The organism is uncultured Algibacter sp. (genome assembly GCF_947487575.1).
GTDB lineage: Bacteria > Bacteroidota > Bacteroidia > Flavobacteriales > Flavobacteriaceae > Algibacter_B.
In genome coordinates this window covers 13,760-36,576 of the sequence record NZ_CANKXG010000008.1, presented here as the reverse complement: position 1 = coordinate 36,576, position 22,817 = coordinate 13,760, and the positions used below count along the sequence as shown (strand labels likewise).

Here is a 22,817-nt window from a genome sequence, read left to right as displayed (position 1 = left end):
GTCATAGCTAGGAGTGAGCGACGTGGCTATCTGTTTGTTTTTAGTAAACACTTAAATTCGTTTTATTAAGTTTTTTAAAAAGGATGTCGTTTCAATCCCTAACGCGCTTACCTGATAGATTTCGTGTTTATGCATTAAACAAAGTATTTTGAATAATTTAAAAGGAAATAATATCTCCAACTGAAAGCCCCCATGTATCAACTAAGCCAGCGTTAACTTCCAGTACGTATTTAGCAGGCCCATTTGATGGTAATGAAGATTCATCAAAAGGCTGTGCATTCTTTTGGAAACTAACAATGCTTTTAGATGCGCTAATATAAATAAGGTCTAATGGAATTTTAGTGTTTTTCATGTAAAAGAAGCGCTCTGTTTCATCATCAAAAACAAAGAGCATGCCTTGTTGTTTTTTCATAGAGTTTCTATACATCAACCCAGTTTGAATATCAAAATCTGTATCAGCAATTTCAATATCTAAAGTAACCTTTGTAGAGTCCGAAACTTTAAAAATAGTAAGCTCGCCTTCTTTAGTAAAAGTAACCTCGGTTTGCTTAATAATTTTCTTATTGTCTTTACAAGCAGATAGACTTAAAACAAAAGCGATAAATAATATTGTAAATTGTTTAAAAGGCATTTTACTTAGTTGCATGTTTTGATTTGTAAACAAACATAAAATATAATCCTATTAATACAAACGGAATACTTAGCCATTGACCAGTGTTTAAGCCAAACCAATTAATATATTCTTCCCCTTGAGGTTCTTTGGTAAACTCAATAAAGAAACGGATAGTCCATAGGAGTACTAAAAACAGTCCAAATAAAAAGCCTAATTGATCTTTTTTAATCGTTTTTGTATAGAAATACCATAAAATTAAAAACACAAAAATATAGCAGAACGACTCGTAAAGTTGTGATGGATGTCTGTAAGGAACGACATCTAATAAATTTTGAAATTGCGAATTTTCAGTAACTGCATTATATGCTTTTTGAACATCTTTGATTCCTGTACGTTGTACAATTTCACTTTTGTAATATTGGTCTTGAATAAAACGAACACCTAAATTAGAGTCTGTTATTTTACCAATAATTTCTGAATTAATAAAATTACCAATTCTAATAAAAACAGCTCCAGAAGCTACCGTTATTACAACACGATCTAAAATCCAAAGCACAGATTTATACTTGTACTTTCGGCGGTATAAATACATGCCTATAATAATACCAATAGCTGCGCCATGACTTGCAAGTCCTTGAAAACCTGTAAATTCAAATCCGTTCTTAAAGCTGAATGGTAAAAAAATACTAAAAAAATCTTCTTTAATTAATTCCGATTGATAGAATAATACATGACCAAGCCTTGCACCTAGCATAGTTGCTAAAACAGTGTAAATAAATAGCGGGTCTAAATAATCTAAAGACACTTTCTCTTTAGTAAAAATACGCTTCATAATATACCAACCTAGTATAAAGGCAACCACCCACATCATACTATAAAAGTGAATCTTAAAAAATCCTAGATCTATTCCTGTTACTGGGTTCCAATCAAATTTCAATGCGTACATAGGTTTTGTTTTTCAGCGTAAATATAAAGGTTTATAGTAGCTTTAGTGTTAAAATTTATTTAAGAAGTTTTAATATTTCAACTTCAAAAATAATATTTGATTTTGCAGGAATACCTCGTCTTCCAGCTTCTCCATAAGCCAAATGATAAGGAATAAATAAAGTGGCTTTATCTCCAATATTTAATTGTTGAAGACCTTCTTTAAATCCAGCAATCATTTGTGCGTCTGGGCCTATATCTGCTGTTAATGGTTGATATCTATTAGCTGATTTACGTTTTTCGTTAACAGCATCAAGCCTTTCGGCAACTTCTAAGCTGCTAGTTTCAAGTAGTTTTCCGTTTTCAAAGTAAACCGTGTAATGGGTTAAAACTTTAGAGGTTTCCTTTAAGTTTTTGCCAGTTCCTTTTTCAGAAATATAATATTGCAATCCAGAATCTAAACTTATAGCCTTTTCTTTTTGCTTTTTAAATTTATCTTGCGTAGCTTTTAATATGGCTGCAGCTTTAGCTTTTTTTTCTTTTTCAAGTCGTTCGGCTTCAATAAAATGATTTTCAAAAACTGATGGTGCGTCAAACTGTTTTGCCGTTTTACCTTTTCGAATAATATTAACGGCTTCAATAGTGACATCTTTTAACGGCTTGTCTTTATTATCGGTTTTTACATTCGAAATGGAATCTTGAATATTTAGACCTATTACCAATGCACCATACACATTGTATTTATTATCTAGATGAGGTTTAGGTACTTCGGTTATAAAAAATTGACTTCCATTGGTATTGGGCCCAGAATTGGCCATTGAAAGAATGCCAGGTTTGTCGTGTTTTAAATCTGGATGAAACTCGTTATTAAATTTATAACCAGGATCGCCGTGTCCAGTACCTAAATGGTCGCCTGTTTGAATCATAAATTTATCTATAACACGGTGAAAAATAAGACCATCAAAGAATTTTTTATTTTTAAAGGCTTCTTTAACCATAGTATTATTTCCTTCTGCTAACGATACAAAGTTTGCTACTGTTATTGGAGCTTTTTCTTGCTCTAGTTTAGCAACCATAACACCCTTATTTGTTATGAATTCGGCATATAAACCATCTTCAAGTTCGGGATATTGAACTTTGCAAGATGATAAGTTTACTACTAAAATTAATAATACAATTTTTAAAATAGGCTTTGATAACATATTAGCGTGTTTGATTTAAGGTAATAGAATTTATTGTAACCTCGCAAATAAGAGGTGTGTTTCTGCCAATTTTGTTTTCATCACCATAATAACCGTAAGCCTTTTGAGAAGGGAATAGAAAAGTTACAGTTTCGCCAGATTTCATAAGCTTTAAACCCTCACGAAGCCCAGTGAATAACTCTTCTTTATCCATGGTGTAATTTTGTGTTTTTAATTCTTTAGTAGAATAAATTATATGCCCATTAAGAGATTTAATATTGTAGTTATAGTTGATAATATCTCCAAAAGCAGGGGTTTTTAAGCTGTCTATAGATGTTTTGTTATTATAATAATACCAAAAACCACTTTCAGAGGCTATATAATCTTGCTCTTGTAGTTTCATTAGTTTCTCTATTGATGCTTTTTCTTTAGCGTTAAGCTTTTTATTGCGCTCTACAGAGGCATCAATGAAAGAACCTGATTTTACTGAAACAGGGCGTCTTGCTTCTGGGGTTTTACAGCCAAAAACTAGCAAAAATAGGGCTAAGATAAGTAGTTTATTCATTATTTAGGGCTTTGTTATAAGTAGGTAATATACTAATAAATTTTTCAACTGTTTTTTCTAGAGATAAGTGGCTTTTGCCTCCGGCAGCGTTGGTATGGCCGCCTCCTTCAAAATGTGCTCTAGACATTTCGTTAACTGAGAAGTTGCCTTTTGATCGTAAAGAGATTTTTATAATACCCTCATTTCTGTCTTCAATAAATATAGCTGCGAGTACAACACCATTCAAGGACAATCCGTAGTTTACAACGCCTTCAGTATCTCCTTTTTTGTAATCGTATTTCTGAAGTTCATCTTGGGTAAGTGTAATATATGCGGCTCTAGATTCTGGAATAATCCTTAAATTACTTAAGGCACAGCCTAGTAGTTGTAAGCGCTCATAACTATTAGTGTCGTAAATATTATTGTGTATTTCGTTGTTATTGGCTCCATGTTCTATCAGTTTTGAAACGATTGTATGGGTTTTACTTGTTGTTGATCGAAACCTAAAAGAACCAGTATCTGTCATAATACCAACATATAAACACGTAGCAATATCACTATCAATCATTTTTGTGTTACCTAACATATCAATAAAATGATATACCATTTCACAAGTAGAACTCATTGTAATATCACTAAAAGTGTATTTTGCATAATTGTCTGGTGCTTGATGGTGGTCAATCATTATTTTAATGGCATTACTGCTTTCTAAAACAGTTTCCATATTACCAGTTCTATGAAACGCATTAAAATCTAGAGTAAAAATAATATCTGCCTTTTCAATTAAAGCTTTACAAACATCAGTTTGTGTATCATATTTTAAAATAGTTTCATTTCCAGGAATCCATTTTAAAAACTTAGGGTAATCATTAGGAGTTATAACACTAACCTCATGATTTCCTTTTATTAAATAATGAAATAATCCTAAAGTAGAACCTATAGCATCACCATCTGGGTTTTTATGTGGTACTATAACTATCTTTTTTTTGTTAGATAAAAGCTGTTTTATGCTCGCAATGTCTTGTTTATTCATAGCTGACGAAGATACAATTTTTTAGAATTAGAATTATTGCAAATCCATAGAAATAGATTACTTTTGCACCCACATAAAACAAAAATAATGGCAACAAATAGAACATTTACAATGCTTAAGCCAGATGCTGTTGAGAAAGGACACATTGGGGTAATATTAGAAAAAATTGCAGTTTCAGGGTTTAGAATTGTAGCAATGAAATTAACACAAATGACAACTGCTGATGCAGAAACATTTTATGCAATACATAAAGAACGTCCGTTTTTTCCAGAATTAGTAGAATACATGACACGCGGACCAATTGTAGCAGCAATCTTAGAAAAAGATAATGCTGTTGAAGATTTTAGAACTTTAATAGGAGCTACAAATCCTGCAGATGCTGCCCAGGGAACTATTAGAAAGATGTATGCAGATTCAATTAGCGAAAATGCAGTACACGGAAGTGATAGCGATGATAATGCAGCCATTGAAGGCGCATTCCATTTCTCAGGAAGAGAGCAGTTTTAATTCATAGATTTATCCTACTAGGTTTTCAAAACCTTGTAGGTATTCATTATACACACAAATAAGTTATATTTTGCGTAAACAAAAAATCCCGCAACTATGTTGCGGGATTTTTGTTTTAAAAAGTATAGTTTCCCGCTTTCGCAGGAATGACAAATTTATTTGAACATCTAAGATAAAAAATCTCAGATTGTTTTTTTACTAAACTACTTTTACGTTTACGGCGTTTAAGCCTTTTCTACCTTCCTGTAAATCAAACTCAACAATATCGCCCTCGCGAATTTCATCGATTAATCCAGAAATGTGAACAAAATGTTCTGTGTTTGAACCTTCTTCAGTTATAAACCCGAATCCTTTAGAATCGTTGAAGAATTTTACTGTTCCTTTACTCATTGTATTAAATTTTAATTATTATAGTTATAGTAAAGCAAAGTCTGTGCCACAAAAAAAGCCTATCATTAATGATAGGCTATTAGTTGTAATTGTGAAATAGTATATCGTTAGACTACTTTTACGTTTACGGCGTTTAATCCTTTTCTTCCTTCTTGAAGATCGAATTCTACAACATCACCTTCACGAATTTCATCGATTAATCCTGAAATGTGTACGAAATGTTCTTTGTTGTTGTCTTCTTCAACGATGAATCCAAAACCTTTAGAATCATTGAAAAATTTTACTGTACCTTTACTCATTGTATTTGTATTATAATAAATTAAGTTCCAAAGGTAAGGTAAAAAGTAATACGTTTTAATATTTTGTTATATTTTTTATAATAAAAGCTAATATCTAATTATCTTAAAATCAGTTTTTTAATAATTTCTTTACCTAATTCTTCATTAAGCATATTAATAATCTTTTCCTTTCCGTAGCTCAATTCTTCCCTCAAAACGCTTGAACTTAACTGCACATACAGCGTTTCACGCTCTAAACTTACTGCAGTTGTATAGTTGTTAATCCCATTACCCATAAGCTTTTCCCAGGCATCCGCAACGTTCACCTTATCCAATCCTTTCTCCAATTTGTTCGTTTCCACAAACTCTTTCAAAGCATCACTAATACTCAAATTTTCGTTATTACGTTTTGCCATGGTACAATAAAACTTAGGTGAAAATTAATTTTTTGTAAAAGTATTAAATTATTTGTGCCTTACCACAAGGGTCGGGCTTGAGTTTATCCTGAGCAGAGTTGAAGGGTTTCAATTTTTGTGCTTCTTTTGTTGTACTGTGGCCTATGTGCTACTAGCCCTAACGCGGACAAATTTGTTATCTTATCTTTTTTAAATCGAAATTTATTTTGTTTTTGGGAAAGTTCGTTTAACGTCCCCGCGAATAAGATTTGTTTCAATGAATTTTATTCGTTGTTGGTGTGAGTGCCTTTTGGCAGTCGCTCCAAATCTTATTCGCGGGGACGTTGGAGTGAATGACGCAGGAATTCACTCCAACTGTTCCACGGATATGAAATCGTTTTAATGTTTTATATCCGAGGTTAAACGAAGGTAGCTGAAATTTTTTACAAAGTCAAGGGTAAACTAAATCGATATTACAAATTTGTGGTTGAGTAATGCTAATTAATTCAAGTCATAGAAATTACCATAATTATCTATGTCTTGTCTTTTTTTTTAAAACTCACAATCTAAAAACTTCGTAAGATTGATGTACCTGTTTTACAGCATGTTCTGTGCGTTCAGCATGAGTGTCACTGATAAACAATTGCCCAAAATTTTCATCATCAACAAGTTTTATAATTTGTGCAACACGTTGTTCATCTAATTTATCAAAAATATCATCAAGAAGTAAAATAGGGTTTGCACCGCTTTGTGTCTTAATAAAATCAAACTGAGCCAATTTCAAAGCAATTAAAAACGATTTTTGCTGCCCTTGACTACCAAACTTTTTAATAGGATACTTGTTAATATTAAAATGCAAATCGTCCTTATGTATACCAATACTTGTGTATTGCAAAGCCTTATCTTTATTTACCGAAGCTTTTAAAAGCGTATTTAAATCATCATCAAATAAGTGGCTGTTATAAATCAAATCAACAGATTCGTTACCATTACTAATGGCCTTGTATCGCAATTTAAAAATGGGGATAAAAGCCTTTAAAAAAGCAGCGCGTTTTTCAAAAATCTGTGTACCATAATCTGTAAGTTGCTCATTATAAACCTCAAGAGTGTCATTGTTAAACGTATGGTTTAGTGCAAAATATTTCAATAAAGCATTACGCTGTGCCAACACCTTATTGTAATTAATCAAGTGATTTAGGTAGCTTTTATCGCTTTGTGAAATTACACTATCAATAAATTTACGCCGTGTAGTACTACCTTCAATAATTAAATCTCTATCGGCAGGAGATATAATAACAAGAGGTAAAAAACCAATATGTTCACTAAATTTTTCGTAAGCTTTTCCGTTGCGTTTAATTACTTTTTTTTGCCCACGTTTTAAACTAATAGCTACTTTTTCTAGTTTTTCATTTTTATCATAATCGCCATTAATCACAAAAAAGTCTTCTTCGTGTTTAATATTTTGAGTTGAAACTGGGTTAAAATAACTTTTTCCGAAGGATAAATGGTAAATAGCATCAAGCACATTTGTTTTTCCAATACCGTTATTGCCAACAATACAATTTATTTTTTCGTTGAAAATGAACGATTTACTATCGAAATTTTTATAATTAAGTAAAGAAAGCGATTTTAAAATCATACAAATAGCAACTTTAAGAGCTTTTCTAGGTTAAACTCTTGAAAAGAAGTGCAAATTATTGAAAAATATCAAATAAATACCCTTTTAGTTATGAAGAAAAATTATATTTTTGCGCGACAATAATTTTAGAAAGCATACAATGGCAACTTATAAGAAAAGAGGTTATAAACCAAAAACACAAGCAGAGAAAGAACAGAATATTGAAGAAGGTTCTACAACTGCAGAGGTTTTTAATACACTTGATGAAACAGCTTCTAAAACAGAAGACTTTGTAGCAAAAAATCAAAAATATATTTTTATCATAATTGGTCTTGTTGCAGCTGTTGTTTTAGGATCTTTAGCATATAAAGAATATGTTGCAAAACCAAAGCAACAAAATGCTATGAACGATATGTTTCAAGCACAAAAATATTTTGATCAAGCCGTTACCGGAGCAGCAAAAGACTCGTTGTATAATTTGGCATTAAATGGAGGTGAAGGCAAATTTGGAATGTTAGATATTATTGAAGAATACAGTGGTACGCCTTCAGCTAATTTGGCAAGCTACTATGCTGGTACGGCTTATTTAAGATTAAAAGATTATAAAAATGCAATTGATCATTTAAGTAATTTTAAAAGTAGCGATGAGATTTTAGCACCTTTAGCTAAAGGAAATATCGGTGATGCATTTGTTCAATTAAATCAAGTAGAAGATGCTTTGGGGTATTATGAGCAAGCTGCCGAAATGCGTGATAACGCATTTACAACACCAATGTATTTATTTAAAGCAGGTACAATTGCTTTAGGTTTAGGGAAAGCTGATAAAGCATTAGTATATTTTGAAAGAATAAAAAACGATTATACCAATTCTACTGAGGCAACAAAGGTTGATGTGTTTATTGGTAAGGCGGAAGTTTTAGCAAACAAATAAAAATGGCTACGGCAAATAAAAATTTATCAGATTACGATAAAGCAACAATCCCAAACGCGAGTAAATTTCGGTTTGGGATTGTTGTTTCTGAGTGGAACGATAGTATAACAGAAGGTTTGTATCAAGGCGCTTATGCTGCACTTATAGAAAATGGTGCATTGCCGAATAATATTATACGCTGGAATGTGCCAGGTAGTTTTGAGTTAATTTATGGTTGCAAAAAAATGCAAGAACAAATGGTTGATGCTGTTATTGCAATTGGTAGTGTAATTCAAGGGGAGACTAAGCATTTTGATTTTGTTTGCGAAGGTGTAGCACAAGGTATTAAAGACTTAAATGTAATGCACGAAACCCCTGTAGTTTTCTGTGTATTAACTGATAATAATGTGCAACAAAGTATTGACCGTTCTGGAGGTAAGCATGGTAATAAGGGTACTGAAGCCGCTATTGCTGCTATTAAAATGACAGAACTTCGTAAAAACAGTTAAGTTTTAGTGCTTCCTAGTTCTTGCTTTCAACTTCAAATCTCTTTGTTTTCTTAACATTTTTTGGCACTTAAACTTTCTATTTCTGCCTGCTTTTAAGTATTTTTGAAAAGACGAGCAATGTCAATAAATTTCAAGTTTAATTGACATAAAAACTAGATTTTGTTTAAACAACGCAAAAATAAAAGGTTTAATTATCAATCCAGATTTTCACAAGAAAATCAATCAGACTCTAGTTTGAATAATGATTCGGACACCAAGGAATTTGTTTCAAAATGGAAACGCGCAAGTGGCACTAAAATTAAAACACGAGGTGCTATGTCAATGAGGGTATTAATCTTGGTTTTGGTATTATTATTGATTTGTATGTATTTACTAGAAAAAAAATACATGTAAAACCGAATTAAAATCTAAGAAATCATGGGAATTTTAAAACTTCGCAAAAACAAAAAATTTAGCTACACACCTCGTACTTATGATGATAAAGGAGAAGGTAATCCATATGAAATCAAGCATAAGTTTGACGAGCATAGAAAAACTGTTGGGGCTAATAAAAGTTTAAAAGGGAAGTTTAATGATGCCTTGGACGATTATAAAAACAACCCAGATACCAGTGTTAATAAGCGTGTTTTGATAATTGTTGGTATTCTTATTTTAATATTTTTATTCATTATCGATTTCGATTTATCTATATTTTTACCTAAATAACATATGGCAGACATCATACAGCTTTTACCCGATCATGTTGCAAATCAAATTGCAGCTGGAGAAGTTGTACAACGTCCAGCTTCTGTAGTTAAAGAACTTCTTGAAAACGCTATTGATGCAGGAGCAGATACTATAAAACTTATTATAAAAGATGCTGGTAAAACCCTTGTTCAAGTTATTGACAATGGTAAAGGTATGAGTAATACAGATGCACGATTAAGTTTTGAGCGCCATGCTACATCAAAAATTAGAAATGCCGAAGATTTATTTCAATTGCATACAAAGGGTTTTCGTGGCGAAGCTTTAGCCAGTATTGCTGCTATTGCTCATGTAGAATTAAAAACAAAACAAGAACAGGATGATGTTGGTAACACATTAATTATAGAAGGAAGTAAAGTGACTTCACAGGAAGTTGTTGTTACACCAACAGGAACTTCGGTTTCTGTGAAAAACCTCTTTTTTAATATTCCTGCAAGGCGTAATTTTTTGAAATCTGATACTGTTGAGTTACGTCATGTTATCGATGAGTTTCATCGCGTGGCATTAGCACACTCCAATATTAGTTTTGCTATGTATAACAACGGTAGTGAAAGTTTTAATTTACCAATTAGTAACTATCGTCAACGTATTGTAAATATCTTCGGAAATAAAATCAATGAAAAGCTTGTGCCTGTTGAGGAAGATACCGAAGTACTTAAAATTTCAGGTTTTGTAGGTAAGCCAGAGTTTGCTAAAAAAACAAGAGGCGAACAATTCTTTTTTGTGAACAATCGTTTTGTTAAAAGTGCCTATTTAAATCATGCCATTGCATCAGCTTTTGAAGGTTTGCTTAAGAATGGAACGTATCCTAGTTATTTTTTAAACTTAACAGTTAACCCGCAAACTATAGATATTAATATTCATCCAACAAAAACAGAAATTAAGTTTGATGATGAACATACACTGTATGCACTATTACGTTCTGCAGTAAAACACAGTTTGGGACAGTTTAATATTGCACCAGTACTTGATTTTGAGCGTGATCCTAATTTGGATACACCTTATAGTTTTAAAAAAGATAGTACAAATGCTCCGAAAGTTGAAGTAGATAAAAGTTTTAATCCATTTCAAAATGAAGAAACTTCTAAAGCTAGAGCTGTAACATATAAAAAAGAACCAACAACAAGTTGGGAAAGTTTATATGTTGGTTTAGAATCTAAGGGGAATGACTCCAAATCAGATTTTACAGAAATCCAATTTGAAAGCGAGGAACGTACAGCATCCATTTTTGATGATGATAAACAAGTAGAGAAAACTCATACAACCTATCAGTTACACAATAAATATATTGTAAGCGCTATAAAATCAGGCATGTTGGTTATAGATCAACACCGTGCGCATCAGCGTATTTTATATGAAGATTTTTTAAACAATTTAACCATAAAAGAAGCTGCAAGTCAACAATTATTATTTCCGCTTCAACTTCATTTTTCGCCACAGGATATTACTATTATAAATCAGTTAAAAGTTGATTTAGAACATACGGGTTTTGTGTTTTCTAGCGTTAAGGAAGAGTTGGTTGAAATTACAGGTGTTCCTGTAGGTGTTCCAGAAAGCGAAGTGTCTATTATTTTAGAACAGTTAATAAGTGATGTTGAAAACGAAGTGCCAGAGAGTCATTTTAGTGCTTCTGATTTGTTAGCAAAATCAATGGCAAAGAGTTTAGCTATTAAAACAGGGCAATCCTTGCAAAAAGATGAACAAGAACATTTAGTAAATAAGCTATTTGCTTGTAAAGAACCAAATGTATCTCCTACTAATAGAACAACATTTGTAACTATGAGTGTTGATGAATTAGATAAAAAATTTATATAGATATGATGCGAATTTCAGACACCGTTAAGCATTTAATAATCATTAATGCCTTAATGTTTATCGGCACGTTAGCAATTGGAAATGGAAATTTATTTTACGAGTGGTTTGCTATGTATTTTCCAAAGAATGATGCATTTAAACCTTGGCAAATTATAACGCACATGTTTATGCATGGTGGTGCAATGCATATTTTCTTTAATATGTTCGCGCTTTGGATGTTTGGTTCACCAGTAGAGCAAGTATTAGGCTCTAAGCGATTTTTGTTTATTTATATTTCAGCTGGATTAGGGGCTGTTGCATTACAGGTTGGGTATTACTATTTTAAATATTTGCCAATGGAGGCTGAAGCTTTAGCTCTTGGTGCAACTAATGACCAAATTATCGAGGTTTTCAAAGAAGGAAAGGTTTTTACCGCAATTGGTCAAGAGTTTAATGAAATATACTATGCATCAATGGTTGGTGCTTCAGGTTGTATTATGGGAATTATGGCAGCTTTTGGTATGATGAATCCAAATGCAGAATTGATGATGATATTTTTACCAATACCAGTAAAAGCAAAATACTTTATTCCAGGTATAATTATTTTAGATTTAATTTCTGGTATAACAGGTCAATCGTTTTTTAGTCCTAGTAATACCGCTTATATGGCCCATGTTGGAGGCGCATTAACAGGTTTTTTAATTATGTGGTATTGGAAAAAAACGCAGTTTAATAAAAACCGTTGGAATTAATGACAACACTCACCCAAGACATAAAAAAGAAACTATCTAACCTTAATGTACTAGAAAAAATAATAGCCATTAATGTTGTAGTTTTTCTATTGGCTTTAATATTAAGAATGAGTTTTGGTTGGTTTGAACTACCAAGCGATTTTTCAAGCTTTATTGCAAAACCATGGAGTATTTTTACTTATGCCTTTCTGCATTATGATATTTGGCATATTGTATTCAACATGCTTTGGTTATATTTTTTAGGCCGTATGTTCTTAAATTTATTTAGCCCCAAAATGGCTTTAAATATTTATTTTTTAGGTGCTATTTCAGGAGGCTTATTATTTATGTTATGTTATTCCTTATTTCCAAGTGTATTTGGAGGTCATTCTAAACTCCTCGGAGCCTCAGCAGCAGTTAGGGCATTGTTGGTTTTTCTTTGCGCTTATATGCCAAATCAAGAGGTTCGATTTTTTACTTTTAATTTAAAACTGTGGTATGTTGGAGCAGTCATTGTAGTTTTAGATGTTGTTGGTATCTTTTCAGGTATAAGGGAACCCGTAACTGGAAATGCTGGAGGGAACTTAGCACATTTAGGTGGTGCAATTCTAGGTTATGTTTACGCTAAACAATTAGTTAAAGGGCGAGATATTGGTAAAGGTTTTGGAAGCTTAATAGATAGCATAGTAAATATATTTAAGCTTTCAAAAAAAGGCCCATTAAAGACAGTACATAAAAACAAAAGTAAAGTTGGTGGATATACGAAAGCCGATTTTTCTGCTTTTAATAATCAAAAGAAAGTTGATGTTATCTTAGATAAAATCAGTAAAAGTGGTTATGATAGTTTAACTTCAGAAGAAAAAGAATTCTTATTTAGAGCAGGTAAATAGATACATGAAAAAACTAAGCTTCATAAATAAAATAATATATTTTATAAATGTTACTGTAGCTATATTGCTTCTGCTGTCTTATGTTTTACCTTTTTTGCCACCTAAAACATTTTCCATATTATCGGTGGTTAATTTAGGGGTTTCGTTTTTAATTTTGATTAATGTATTATGCTTTTTGTACTGGGTGTTTCGATTGAAAAAGCAGTTTATGTTATCGCTGGTAGTGCTAATAATTGGTTATTTTTCATTTGGATCTTTATATAAATTTGCATCATCTAAAAAGATTGAAAGCCCGAAAAACATTAAAGTAATGAATTACAATGTTAGGCTATTTAATCTTTATGAATGGATTCCTGAAAAGGGTATTGAAACTAAAATTGTTGATTTTATTAAAACAGAATCTCCCGATGTTTTGAGTATACAAGAATATCATCCGCACAAAAATATAAATTTGTCTTTTTTTAAATATAAATTTGAAAAGCTTTCAGGTAAAAAAACGAAGTATGGCCAAGCTATTTTTTCACAATTTCCAATTATAAATTCAGGGTCTATTGAATTTCCAGACACAGCAAATAATGCTATTTTTGTTGATGTATTAAAAGGAAATGATACCATAAGGTTCTATAATATTCATTTAGAATCAATGCGAATTGATACTAAAGTAGAAAACCTTAAAACAGAAGATTCTGAACGTCTTTTTAAACGTATTAGCACAACATTTAAAATGCAACAGTTTCAGACCGAATTGTTTTTAATGCATAAAAAACAATGTAATTATAAAATGGTGATTTGTGGCGATTTTAATAACACCGCATTTTCGTATGTATACAGACAGATTAAAGGTGATTTAAACGATACATTTAAAGAGGCTGGAAATGGATTTGGTCGTACTTACGATTTTAAATTTTTCCCAGTTAGGATAGATTTTATTTTTGCCGACGAAGCGTTTAATGTGAATGGTTTTAAGGCTTTTAATAATCATTATTCTGATCATTATCCAATTATGACAACCTTGAACCTGAAGGAATAGTTTACAGTTTCAGTCTTAGTTTTTAGTAGTTTACGTGAAATTTATAGTTTCTTTTAGCATTTCAAATCTTAGCGACTTTGGGCGATTATTTTTTACATTAAAGAGCAATCTACAAAATCTGAAATAATATGAATCATCAATCCCAACCCAACCAATCGTGATTTCTTAGGAAAGCATAAAAAGAAATAAAACAAAATAGCAAAAGAAGAGTGGAGTGGGTGAAAACCAATACTACATCGGTTAGGGTTGAAAATAGGAGTTGCTAATAAGTGATCTAAATCAATTAACATACCCGCAATCATAATGAGATAGGCGTACTTCCAATTGGATTTAAAAAACAGTAAAGCAACTACGAGTGGCAGTAAAAAATGACAACCGTAATGAGCAAATGTTTGTAACATTATAATGGAGTTACTGTTTGAGATTCTAAATAATTTAAGGCATTTGGCCCTTCGTTAAAAAGTAAATCTAAAATACTTAAGTTTTGAATAAAACCATGTTTGTTATTGAAAACTTGTGTGTATTTTTCAAAAGTATAAATAGGTTCTTTTTTAGCATTTACTAACTGTCTGAAATCTGTTTTGTTGGTAATATGCTTTTGGTATATTTCTGTTTTTGTCGTATTTAAATCTAGCTGTAAACAATCACAAACTACCTCAAAACATTTCAAATTATAATCTAATAGAAAATCTGCTTTTTCTGTGAATAAATGCTGAAGTTCATCTTCATAATATTCAAAAAAAGGAGATGTTCTATAAGCTGAAAGCAACGATTTCCAATGTAGACTTTGCCAATTATCTTCATTGTAAATTTTAACATCTCTATATTTTTGGCGATTCTTTTGCGTATGAATCACAGGAATATTTAATCCTAATTTTCCATTAGCACCATAGATATATGTTCGATTTCTATAGGTTTGTTTCAAGAAATTATCATCCGTTTCAAAAACAACTTCATTTGATGCTACGATAGCTATAAAGTGAGCTACATTTGGAAAATAGGTTGGGTGAATAACAATTTTCATGTATTAGTTTTTAGTGCTTATTTGGACTTCATTCGAAATGCCATTAACATATTCAGGAATAATTTTCAAGATATTGGAGAGTTCGGAACCTGTAAAGTCTTTAATATCAGAATCGACAACATGTGTGTTGTAAAAACTAAGAAACTTACTTGCTAAGGGCATGTAAGACCAATGCCAGCGTTCTAAATTATAGCCAGTTCTTCCAGTAGTTCTATCAGTGTAAACTTGATAAAAGCCATACTTGTTCGCATTTTTTAATAGCCAATCATATTCTCTTTTTCCTTGACCTTTTTCAAAATAAAAATTTGAAAAACTATTCAAATCAATATCTGTGCCCCAATGATGACGGGATGTGGAGGGCATAGCGCTATATTCTAATATTTTTTTTGCTCTTTCAATAGGTTTTAAAATATTATACTTTTTCCATTTACGTTCCCAAATAGCTTTCTGTTCATTAAAGTTTCTAGTTCCAGAAATAATTTTTAAAGAAATACTATCCGTTTTGGCATGATTGAACATATTAATAAATGCAGTATAAACGTCTTTGTTTAAATACGTGGTCTTAGAAGAATGACTAGGATGTGTTTTTATGAATAAATCATGATTTGTATAGTTGAATTTTCCCAATACAAAATCTTTAGTAAGCTCATGGTTTTCTATAGCCGTTGGGTTCTGACCGAAAGAAATAGCCGAGATAAAAAGAGCAATAAAAACCCCTTTAATATTCATATAAGTATGCCTAGTTTTCAAAAAGTTGAATTTAAGCAAAAATACATTAAAGTTTATTTGCTTTCTTTTTTACGGTTTCTCCATTTGTTGAATCCTATCCAACCAAATAACAATACTAAAAATGGTATAAGGAATGAAGTTGCTTTTCCACTTCCGCTAACAGTTGTAAAGAAACGCTCCCATCTGGCATTTGGAAAACCATCCCAACTCATCCAAATAAATACTGGTTTCCCGATTACATGATTAAATGGAACAAACCCCCAACGCCTAGCATCAATGGAGTTGTGTCGATTATCACCCATCATCCAATAATAATTCTGTTTGAAAGTATAGGTGTCTGTTACAGCACCGTTAATTAGAATTTGATTGCCTTTTACTTGCAGTGTGTTACCTTCATATTCCGTAATAACACGTTTGTATAATGGTAAAACATCAAGATTAATAGCGATAGTTTTTCCTTCTTCAGGAATATATAAAGGTCCAAATTGATCCACATTCCAATTGTAATTTGGATCATGAGGAAAAATGTTTGAATCCCGAACACCTTTTTCTTGAATATTAGATTTAATACTAGCTACATTAGGGTGGTTCTTAAACTTAGCTAGGGCTTCATCAGAAATTGCAGAAAAATAGTAAGTGTTTTGGGCATTCATTATACCAAAACCATCTGTAATATCGTAGCGATTTTTAACGAAATTAGGATTAAACTGATTCGCTTTTGGTTGTACTAAATAACTAAACTGTAAATGAGCTCTATCTGGTAATTCGTTTTTCTTTCCGTTAATGTAAACATAACCATCTCTAACTTCAAGAGAGTCGCCAGCAACACCAACACATCGCTTAACTAAGTTGGTCTTTTTATCAATGGGTTTGTAATAATTTCTTTTTGGAGTGAAATCATTCATATCCAACAATGTATCTGCTGGTTGATTGAAAACCACAATCTCATTTCTATCAATTTTTTCAAAACCAGGAAACCTTAAGTAAGGCAATTGTAATTTGTTTTTCCATGATGTTTTACGTTCTTCAAAATTATCATCAAATAGATATGATTTCTTGTTTAAACCAGGAATAGTGTCATGTACCATAGGTGCGCCAACGGTGGTCATTGGTACCCTTGCTCCATAGTGAAACTTGCTTACAAAAAGAAAATCGCCTACAAGCAATGATTTTTCTAGTGATGATGAAGGAATCGTAAACGGTTGCATAAAATAGGTGTGTACTATAGTTGCGGCTACAATAGCAAATAAGATGGAACTTGTCCATTCCCCTGAAGCTGATTTTGGTTGTAAACTTCTATTTTCAATAGAGTTTACATCTGCTACATAGTTTAAGTAGTAATTATAAAAACCTAGTGAAACAACAGCTAAAACAGTGTCTAGTGTGGCGTTCTTTCCAAAACTTCTAGCTGTTTCAACCCAAACCACAGGAAACATAATAAGATTAACAATAGGTAGAAACAGTAGAATAATCCACCACCATGGACGATTAATTATTTTCAATAATACGATACCATTATAAACGGGGATAAAGGCTTCCCAAGCTTGTCTGCCTGCTTTGATGTATAGTTTCCAAGTACCTAAACCATGAATTACTTGTATTATTAGAATGAAAATAAACCATTGTGTCCAAGTCATAATTTCAAAATTTTAATTTTTTGTTAGTAGTAGCCGTGTTTGTTTTGTTACAGGTTTATTTAGTGTTAACGAATATTTAACACATCATTCATTGTGAAAACACCTGTTTTTCCTGCAATCCATTCTGCTGCTACCACAGCACCTAATGCAAACCCTTGTCTTGTATGCGCAATATGCTCTATGTTTATAGTGTCTACTTCGCTTTCGTAAGTAACGGTATGTGTACCAGGAACATCTTCAATACGTTTAGCTGTAATAGGAATGGTGTTTTCTCCATTTTCATCGAGTTTCCAAGTGTTATAGCCTTCATGTTGATTAATAACGCCATTAGCTAAAGAAATAGCAGTTCCGCTTGGAGCATCTAGCTTTTGTGTATGATGAATTTCTTCCATAGAAACATTATACTGTTTCAAGGTACTCATCATTTTAGCCAGTGTTTTATTCAATTCAAAAAAGATATTTACACCTAAACTAAAATTTGAAGCATAAATAAATGCGCCTTTTTTTTCTTTACAAAGTGCTACAGCATCATTGTATTTATCTAACCATCCTGTAGTTCCAGAAATGACAGGAACATTATTGTTAATGCAATTTGTAATATTATTAAAAGCAACATTTGGGATACTAAAATCTATGGCAACATCTGCTTTTGTAATATCATAATCGCTATCTCCTTTATCAATAGTCAATACCACATTATGCCCGCGCTTTAAGGCAATCTGCTCGATGGTTTGCCCCATTTTTCCATATCCAAGTAATGCTATATTCATATATTTTTGTCTATTATTTGCTTAATATTCATTAAGTACTAAAATTTAAAATTTAAAGTTAATCCTAAATCGCTTGATGCGTCAAAACTATTTATTTTATAATGCGGTGATAAAGACAAGTTTTCATCAATATTATATTGTAACAAATGGGCATCTACATTAGCATCAATTATGTTTAATGCATAGAAGCCTATGGTTACTAAAAGAGACATTTCTCTGTTACGACTATAGAATTCTTGTGCATCCTCAAGTTTTTCTGTAGAAACTGTTGGCGTGCTTAACTGATTTCCATTGGAGTCTAAATAAAATTCATCATTAGTAAAACCAGCAAGTCTACTTTTGTAAGCATCTCTATACCTGTTGTATTGCTCATTATTATTGATGTAAAAATAAATACCAGAGCCAATAGCAGCCCAAACAATAGGGATTTTCCAATATTTTTTATTGTAAGCCTGGCCTAAACCTGGTAATATTGCCGAGTAGAATGCTGCTTTTGCTGGCGAAAGAGGATTTATTGGGTTACTAACTTTAATGACAGAATCAATAACAGCTTCTTTTGGAAGCTCTTTTATTTCTTTCTCCTTTTTGCTTTGAGCGAAAGAAGAGAAACAAAGTAAGCATGCTATTATTCCTATTATTAGAATTTTATTTGGAATCACCTTGAACTAATTTTTTTATACGATTAAAATCTTCTTCAGAATGAAAAGGAATTGTAATTTTTCCTTTCCCGTTTTTAGAGACTTTAACGTCTATTTTATGTCCAAAGTATTCAGAAAATGCAGTTATACCTTTTTTAACAAATTTTGGCATGTCATTATCTTCTGGTTTTTTTGAAGTTGTTTCTGTATTTTTAGAATTATTGAAATCGCGAACAAGGTTTTCAGTTTCTCTAACAGATAGTTTGTTTGATAGTATGTTTTCGTAAATGTCTAATTGATTCGATTGGTCTTCAATAGCAATTAAAGCACGCCCATGGCCCATAGAAATAAACCCGTCGCGCATCCCTGTTTGAATGATAGGATCTAGTTTTAATAAACGCAGGTAATTAGCAATGGTAGAGCGTTTTTTGCCAACGCGTTCACTCATTTGTTCTTGGGTTAAATTGATTTCGTCAATTAAACGTTGGTATGATAAGGCAATTTCAATTGGGTCTAAATCTTGACGTTGAATGTTTTCAACCAAAGCCATTTCAAGAGATTCTTGATCGTTTGCAATTCTAACGTAAGCAGGAATTGTTTCTAAACCTAATAATTTTGAAGCTCTAAAACGACGTTCTCCAGAAACTAATTGATATTTGTTTAAGCCTAATTTTCTAACCGTTATTGGTTGAATAATACCTAATTCTTTTATAGATGAGGCTAATTCACGAAGTGATTCTTCACTAAAGTTTGTACGTGGTTGAAACGGGTTAACTTCAATAAAATCTAAGTCTAATTCAACTATATTACCAATAACTTTATCAGCATTTGTATCTTGAGCCGATTGTATATCATTACTTGGGTCTTTTAACAGAGCCGATAAGCCTCTACCCAAAGCCTGTTTTTTAGTTGCCTTAGCCATAATTAAGCGTTTTTATTGATGACTTCTTTTGCCAAACTTAAGTAATTGTTAGCACCTTTACTACTTGCATCGTAATTAATTATGCTTTCGCCATAACTTGGTGCTTCACTGAGTCTTACATTTCGTTGAATGATGGTTTGGAACACCATATCGTTAAAATGTTTTTGAACTTCTTCAACTACTTGATTTGATAATCGTAAGCGTGAATCGTACATAGTTAATAACAAGCCTTCAATATCTAATTCTGTATTATGTATTTTTTGAACACTTTTTATCGTGTTTAATAATTTTCCTAAACCTTCCAATGCAAAATATTCACATTGAATAGGAATAATTACTGCATCTGCTGCTGTTAAAGCATTTAATGTTAATAAGCCTAATGACGGTGCGCAATCAATAATTATAAAGTCATAATCATCTTTAGTATCAGTTAATGCTTTTTTAAGCATATATTCTCGTTCATCTTTATCAACAAGTTCTATTTCAATAGCAACTAAATCGATATGCGCAGGAATAACATCTAAATTTGGTGTTTCGGTTGTTACAATAGCTTGTTTTGCTGTGTTAGAATGTTCTAAAAGTTGATAGGTTCCAATGTTAACAGTTTCTACATCAATTCCAATTCCAGAAGTTGCATTTGCTTGAGGGTCAGCATCTATAAGTAGTACTTTCTTCTCTAGAACACCTAGTGAAGCTGCTAAATTAATTGAGGTTGTTGTTTTACCAACACCACCTTTTTGATTAGCAATTGCAATGATTTTACCCATTAAATGATTTGGTTTTATTAACTACAAAAATACAATTATTTATGTGGAATAAAAGTGGAACTTGTTAACAAATCTATTAACGGAAAATCAATTATGTTATTGATAGTTATTTGCTTAATCTATTAATATTTCCAAAATTTTAATAGTAGCATCACTAATTTTCGTTCCTGGCCCAAAAATGGCGACTGCTCCAGCATCAAATAAATATTGGTAATCTTGTTTAGGGATTACGCCACCAACTATAACCATAATGTCATCACGACCATAAGTCTTTAACGCATCAATAACTTGAGGGACTAGGGTTTTATGACCGGCTGCCAATGAGGACACACCCAAAATGTGTACATCGTTTTCAACAGCTTGTTTTGCTGCTTCTTGCGGAGTTTGGAATAACGGACCAATATCAACATCAAAGCCAACATCGGCATAACCAGTTGCTACTACTTTTGCACCACGGTCATGGCCATCTTGTCCCATTTTTGCTATCATGATTCGAGGGCGTCTGCCATCTTGCTCTGCAAAAATATCAGCTAACTCTTGAGCTTTTTTAAAGGATTTATCGTCTTTTATTTCTTTACTATACACGCCAGAAAATGATTTAATTTGTGCTTTGTGCCTTCCAAATTCTGCTTCTAATGCATCACTAATTTCTCCTAGAGTGGCACGTTCACGAGCAGCTTCAATAGCTAAAGCTAGTAAATTTTCTTTTCCCGTTCGAGCAGCTTTAGTTAATTTTAATAAAGTAGCTTTAACTTTATCTGAATTTCTTTCAGCCTTAATTCTATTTAATCGCTCTATTTGAGAATACCTAACTGTTTGATTGTCGACTTCTAGTGTCGAAATTGGATCTTCTTCTTTGAGTCTATATTTATTAACGCCAATAATAATATCTTGCCCAGAATCTATTCTAGCTTGTTTTCTTGCTGCAGCTTCTTCAATTCTAATCTTAGGTATGCCAGCTTCAATAGCTTTAGTCATGCCTCCAAGTTCTTCAATTTCTTCAATTAAAGTCCAAGCCTTTTTAGCAATATCATGGGTTAGTTTTTCAACATAATAACTTCCTGCCCAAGGGTCAACAGTTTTTGTTATTTTGGTTTCTTCTTGTAAAAATATTTGGGTGTTTCTAGCAATTCTTGCTGAAAAATCAGTTGGTAAAGCAATAGCTTCGTCTAAAGCATTAGTATGCAAACTTTGTGTGCCTCCAAAAGCTGCTGCAGCAGCTTCTATTGTAGTTCGAGCTACATTGTTAAAAGGGTCTTGCTCCGTTAAGCTCCATCCAGAAGTTTGACAATGTGTTCGTAATGATAAAGATTTTTGGTTTTTAGGACTGAATTGTTTTACCAATTTCGCCCAAAGCATTCTAGCAGCTCGCATTTTGGCAATTTCCATAAAATGGTTCATGCCAATAGCCAAGAAAAAAGATAGGCGAGGAGCAAAGGTGTCAATATCCATGCCTGCTGCTAACCCTTTTTTAATATATTCTAATCCGTCTGCTAGTGTATATGCTAGCTCAATATCGCAGGTGGCACCAGCTTCTTGCATGTGATAACCAGAAATGCTAATGCTATTGTATTTTGGCATATTTTTACTAGTGTATTCGAAAATATCAGAAATAATTTTCATAGAAGGGGTAGGCGGATAGATATAAGTGTTCCTAACCATAAACTCCTTTAAAATATCATTTTGAATTGTACCAGCTAATTGTTTTAGTTTTACACCTTGCTCTTCGGCAGTGACAATATAAAACGCTAAAATGGGTAATACGGCTCCATTCATAGTCATAGAAACCGACATTTTATCTAAGGGAATTTGATCGAAGAGTATTTTCATGTCTTCAACCGAGTCAATCGCAACACCAGCTTTACCTACATCTCCAACAACGCGTTCATGGTCTGAGTCGTAACCCCTATGCGTAGCTAAATCAAAAGCAACCGAAAGGCCTTTTTGTCCTGCAGCTAAATTTCTTTTGTAAAAAGCATTGCTTTCTTCAGCAGTTGAAAATCCTGCATATTGACGAATAGTCCATGGTCTTCGTACATACATGGTGCTATATGGACCTCTGAGATTGGGAGCAATTCCTGCTACAAAATCTAGATGCTCTAAACCTTCAATATCATTTTTTGTATAAGTTGATTTTATATCAATATTTTCAGCAGTTCGAAAAATTGAAGTATCAAACTCCTTATTTTCGACCTCTGACTTTAATTTGATATGTTGAAGATTTTTTCTGCTCAAGTTA

General features: G+C 32.3%; 26 protein-coding genes. 8 read left to right on the top strand and 18 right to left on the bottom strand.

What is annotated here, in order from left to right; all coding sequences use genetic code 11:
• Positions 1-157: 157 nt before the first annotated feature.
• Genes Q0870_RS10135 through Q0870_RS10115 form a run of 5 tightly spaced genes read right to left on the bottom strand, consistent with a single transcriptional unit; the run spans position 158 to position 4,295 of the window.
• Positions 158-646: a DUF192 domain-containing protein gene (locus Q0870_RS10135; RefSeq protein WP_298555291.1), complete on the bottom strand. Its 489-nt coding sequence runs from the start codon at positions 644-646 to the stop codon at positions 158-160.
• A complete protein-coding gene (lgt, locus tag Q0870_RS10130; RefSeq protein ID WP_298555289.1) occupies positions 633-1,559 on the bottom strand; it encodes a prolipoprotein diacylglyceryl transferase in 927 nt (308 codons plus the stop codon). The genes Q0870_RS10135 and lgt overlap by 14 nt, the downstream gene beginning before the upstream one ends.
• Before the next feature lie 55 nt (positions 1,560-1,614).
• Positions 1,615-2,739, bottom strand: coding sequence for a peptidylprolyl isomerase (locus Q0870_RS10125; RefSeq protein ID WP_298555287.1), 1,125 nt, complete (start codon positions 2,737-2,739; stop codon positions 1,615-1,617).
• Position 2,740: 1 nt separating this feature from the next.
• The gene (gldI, locus tag Q0870_RS10120; protein WP_298555285.1) at positions 2,741-3,283 is read right to left on the bottom strand and encodes a gliding motility-associated peptidyl-prolyl isomerase GldI; all 543 of its coding nucleotides are present in this window, start codon (positions 3,281-3,283) and stop codon (positions 2,741-2,743) included.
• Complete coding sequence (locus tag Q0870_RS10115) at positions 3,276-4,295, bottom strand: bifunctional oligoribonuclease/PAP phosphatase NrnA (protein WP_298555284.1); 1,020 nt, start codon at positions 4,293-4,295, stop codon at positions 3,276-3,278. The genes gldI and Q0870_RS10115 overlap by 8 nt, the downstream gene beginning before the upstream one ends.
• A gap of 87 nt (positions 4,296-4,382) precedes the next feature.
• Between Q0870_RS10115 and Q0870_RS10110 the strand changes: the two genes are divergently transcribed.
• Entirely contained in the window at positions 4,383-4,802 is a 420-nt protein-coding gene (locus tag Q0870_RS10110) for a nucleoside-diphosphate kinase (RefSeq protein ID WP_298555282.1), read from the top strand.
• 198 nt (positions 4,803-5,000) lie between these two features.
• Here the strand turns inward: Q0870_RS10110 and Q0870_RS10105 are convergent, their stop codons facing one another.
• The 4 genes from Q0870_RS10105 to Q0870_RS10090 form a co-directional block, all read right to left on the bottom strand.
• A complete protein-coding gene (locus Q0870_RS10105) occupies positions 5,001-5,192 on the bottom strand; it encodes a cold shock domain-containing protein (protein ID WP_298339087.1) in 192 nt (63 codons plus the stop codon).
• Positions 5,193-5,299: 107 nt separating this feature from the next.
• On the bottom strand, positions 5,300-5,491 hold the full coding sequence (locus Q0870_RS10100) for a cold shock domain-containing protein (RefSeq protein WP_067150460.1): 192 nt from the start codon (positions 5,489-5,491) through the stop codon (positions 5,300-5,302).
• 98 nt (positions 5,492-5,589) lie between these two features.
• Positions 5,590-5,886 carry a DUF721 domain-containing protein gene (locus tag Q0870_RS10095; protein WP_298555281.1) on the bottom strand — a complete coding sequence of 99 codons (297 nt, stop codon included), beginning with the start codon at positions 5,884-5,886 and terminating at the stop codon, positions 5,590-5,592.
• Positions 5,887-6,424: 538 nt separating this feature from the next.
• Positions 6,425-7,504: a DNA replication/repair protein RecF gene (locus tag Q0870_RS10090; protein WP_298555280.1), complete on the bottom strand. Its 1,080-nt coding sequence runs from the start codon at positions 7,502-7,504 to the stop codon at positions 6,425-6,427.
• Positions 7,505-7,643: 139 nt separating this feature from the next.
• Between Q0870_RS10090 and Q0870_RS10085 the strand changes: the two genes are divergently transcribed.
• From Q0870_RS10085 to Q0870_RS10055, 7 genes are all read left to right on the top strand, one after another.
• Complete coding sequence (locus Q0870_RS10085) at positions 7,644-8,414, top strand: tetratricopeptide repeat protein (protein ID WP_298555546.1); 771 nt, start codon at positions 7,644-7,646, stop codon at positions 8,412-8,414.
• 2 nt (positions 8,415-8,416) lie between these two features.
• Positions 8,417-8,902, top strand: a complete 486-nt coding sequence (gene ribH / locus Q0870_RS10080) for a 6,7-dimethyl-8-ribityllumazine synthase (RefSeq protein WP_298555278.1) — start codon at positions 8,417-8,419, stop codon at positions 8,900-8,902.
• Positions 8,903-9,319: 417 nt separating this feature from the next.
• Positions 9,320-9,607 carry a riboflavin synthase subunit beta gene (locus tag Q0870_RS10075; RefSeq protein WP_298555276.1) on the top strand — a complete coding sequence of 96 codons (288 nt, stop codon included), beginning with the start codon at positions 9,320-9,322 and terminating at the stop codon, positions 9,605-9,607.
• Between the two features lie 3 nt (positions 9,608-9,610).
• Positions 9,611-11,461 carry a DNA mismatch repair endonuclease MutL gene (gene mutL, locus Q0870_RS10070; protein ID WP_298555274.1) on the top strand — a complete coding sequence of 617 codons (1,851 nt, stop codon included), beginning with the start codon at positions 9,611-9,613 and terminating at the stop codon, positions 11,459-11,461.
• A 2-nt stretch (positions 11,462-11,463) separates the two neighbouring features.
• Positions 11,464-12,192, top strand: a complete 729-nt coding sequence (locus tag Q0870_RS10065) for a rhomboid family intramembrane serine protease (RefSeq protein ID WP_298555272.1) — start codon at positions 11,464-11,466, stop codon at positions 12,190-12,192.
• Complete coding sequence (locus Q0870_RS10060) at positions 12,192-13,061, top strand: rhomboid family intramembrane serine protease (RefSeq protein ID WP_298555270.1); 870 nt, start codon at positions 12,192-12,194, stop codon at positions 13,059-13,061. Before Q0870_RS10065 ends, Q0870_RS10060 begins: the two co-directional genes overlap by 1 nt.
• A gap of 310 nt (positions 13,062-13,371) precedes the next feature.
• Positions 13,372-14,091: an endonuclease/exonuclease/phosphatase family protein gene (locus Q0870_RS10055; protein WP_298555268.1), complete on the top strand. Its 720-nt coding sequence runs from the start codon at positions 13,372-13,374 to the stop codon at positions 14,089-14,091.
• A 92-nt stretch (positions 14,092-14,183) separates the two neighbouring features.
• Here the strand turns inward: Q0870_RS10055 and Q0870_RS10050 are convergent, their stop codons facing one another.
• The 9 genes from Q0870_RS10050 to scpA all read right to left on the bottom strand — a co-directional run bounded on the left by Q0870_RS10050 (position 14,184) and on the right by scpA (position 22,813).
• The gene (locus Q0870_RS10050) at positions 14,184-14,492 is read right to left on the bottom strand and encodes a DUF6122 family protein (RefSeq protein WP_298555266.1); all 309 of its coding nucleotides are present in this window, start codon (positions 14,490-14,492) and stop codon (positions 14,184-14,186) included.
• A complete protein-coding gene (locus Q0870_RS10045) occupies positions 14,492-15,115 on the bottom strand; it encodes a WbqC family protein (RefSeq protein WP_298555264.1) in 624 nt (207 codons plus the stop codon). Before Q0870_RS10045 ends, Q0870_RS10050 begins: the two co-directional genes overlap by 1 nt.
• Positions 15,116-15,118: 3 nt before the next feature.
• A complete protein-coding gene (locus tag Q0870_RS10040) occupies positions 15,119-15,844 on the bottom strand; it encodes a M15 family metallopeptidase (protein ID WP_298555263.1) in 726 nt (241 codons plus the stop codon).
• 53 nt (positions 15,845-15,897) lie between these two features.
• Positions 15,898-17,481, bottom strand: coding sequence for a signal peptidase I (lepB, locus tag Q0870_RS10035; RefSeq protein WP_298555262.1), 1,584 nt, complete (start codon positions 17,479-17,481; stop codon positions 15,898-15,900).
• Between the two features lie 65 nt (positions 17,482-17,546).
• Positions 17,547-18,251, bottom strand: coding sequence for a 4-hydroxy-tetrahydrodipicolinate reductase (gene dapB, locus Q0870_RS10030; RefSeq protein WP_298555261.1), 705 nt, complete (start codon positions 18,249-18,251; stop codon positions 17,547-17,549).
• A gap of 38 nt (positions 18,252-18,289) precedes the next feature.
• Entirely contained in the window at positions 18,290-18,907 is a 618-nt protein-coding gene (locus Q0870_RS10025) for a DUF5683 domain-containing protein (RefSeq protein WP_298555545.1), read from the bottom strand.
• Complete coding sequence (locus Q0870_RS10020; protein WP_298555260.1) at positions 18,897-19,811, bottom strand: ParB/RepB/Spo0J family partition protein; 915 nt, start codon at positions 19,809-19,811, stop codon at positions 18,897-18,899. The genes Q0870_RS10025 and Q0870_RS10020 overlap by 11 nt, the downstream gene beginning before the upstream one ends.
• A 2-nt stretch (positions 19,812-19,813) precedes the next feature.
• Positions 19,814-20,578, bottom strand: a complete 765-nt coding sequence (locus Q0870_RS10015; RefSeq protein WP_298555259.1) for a ParA family protein — start codon at positions 20,576-20,578, stop codon at positions 19,814-19,816.
• Positions 20,579-20,692: 114 nt separating this feature from the next.
• The gene (gene scpA, locus Q0870_RS10010; protein WP_298555257.1) at positions 20,693-22,813 is read right to left on the bottom strand and encodes a methylmalonyl-CoA mutase; all 2,121 of its coding nucleotides are present in this window, start codon (positions 22,811-22,813) and stop codon (positions 20,693-20,695) included.
• Positions 22,814-22,817 lie beyond the last annotated feature (4 nt).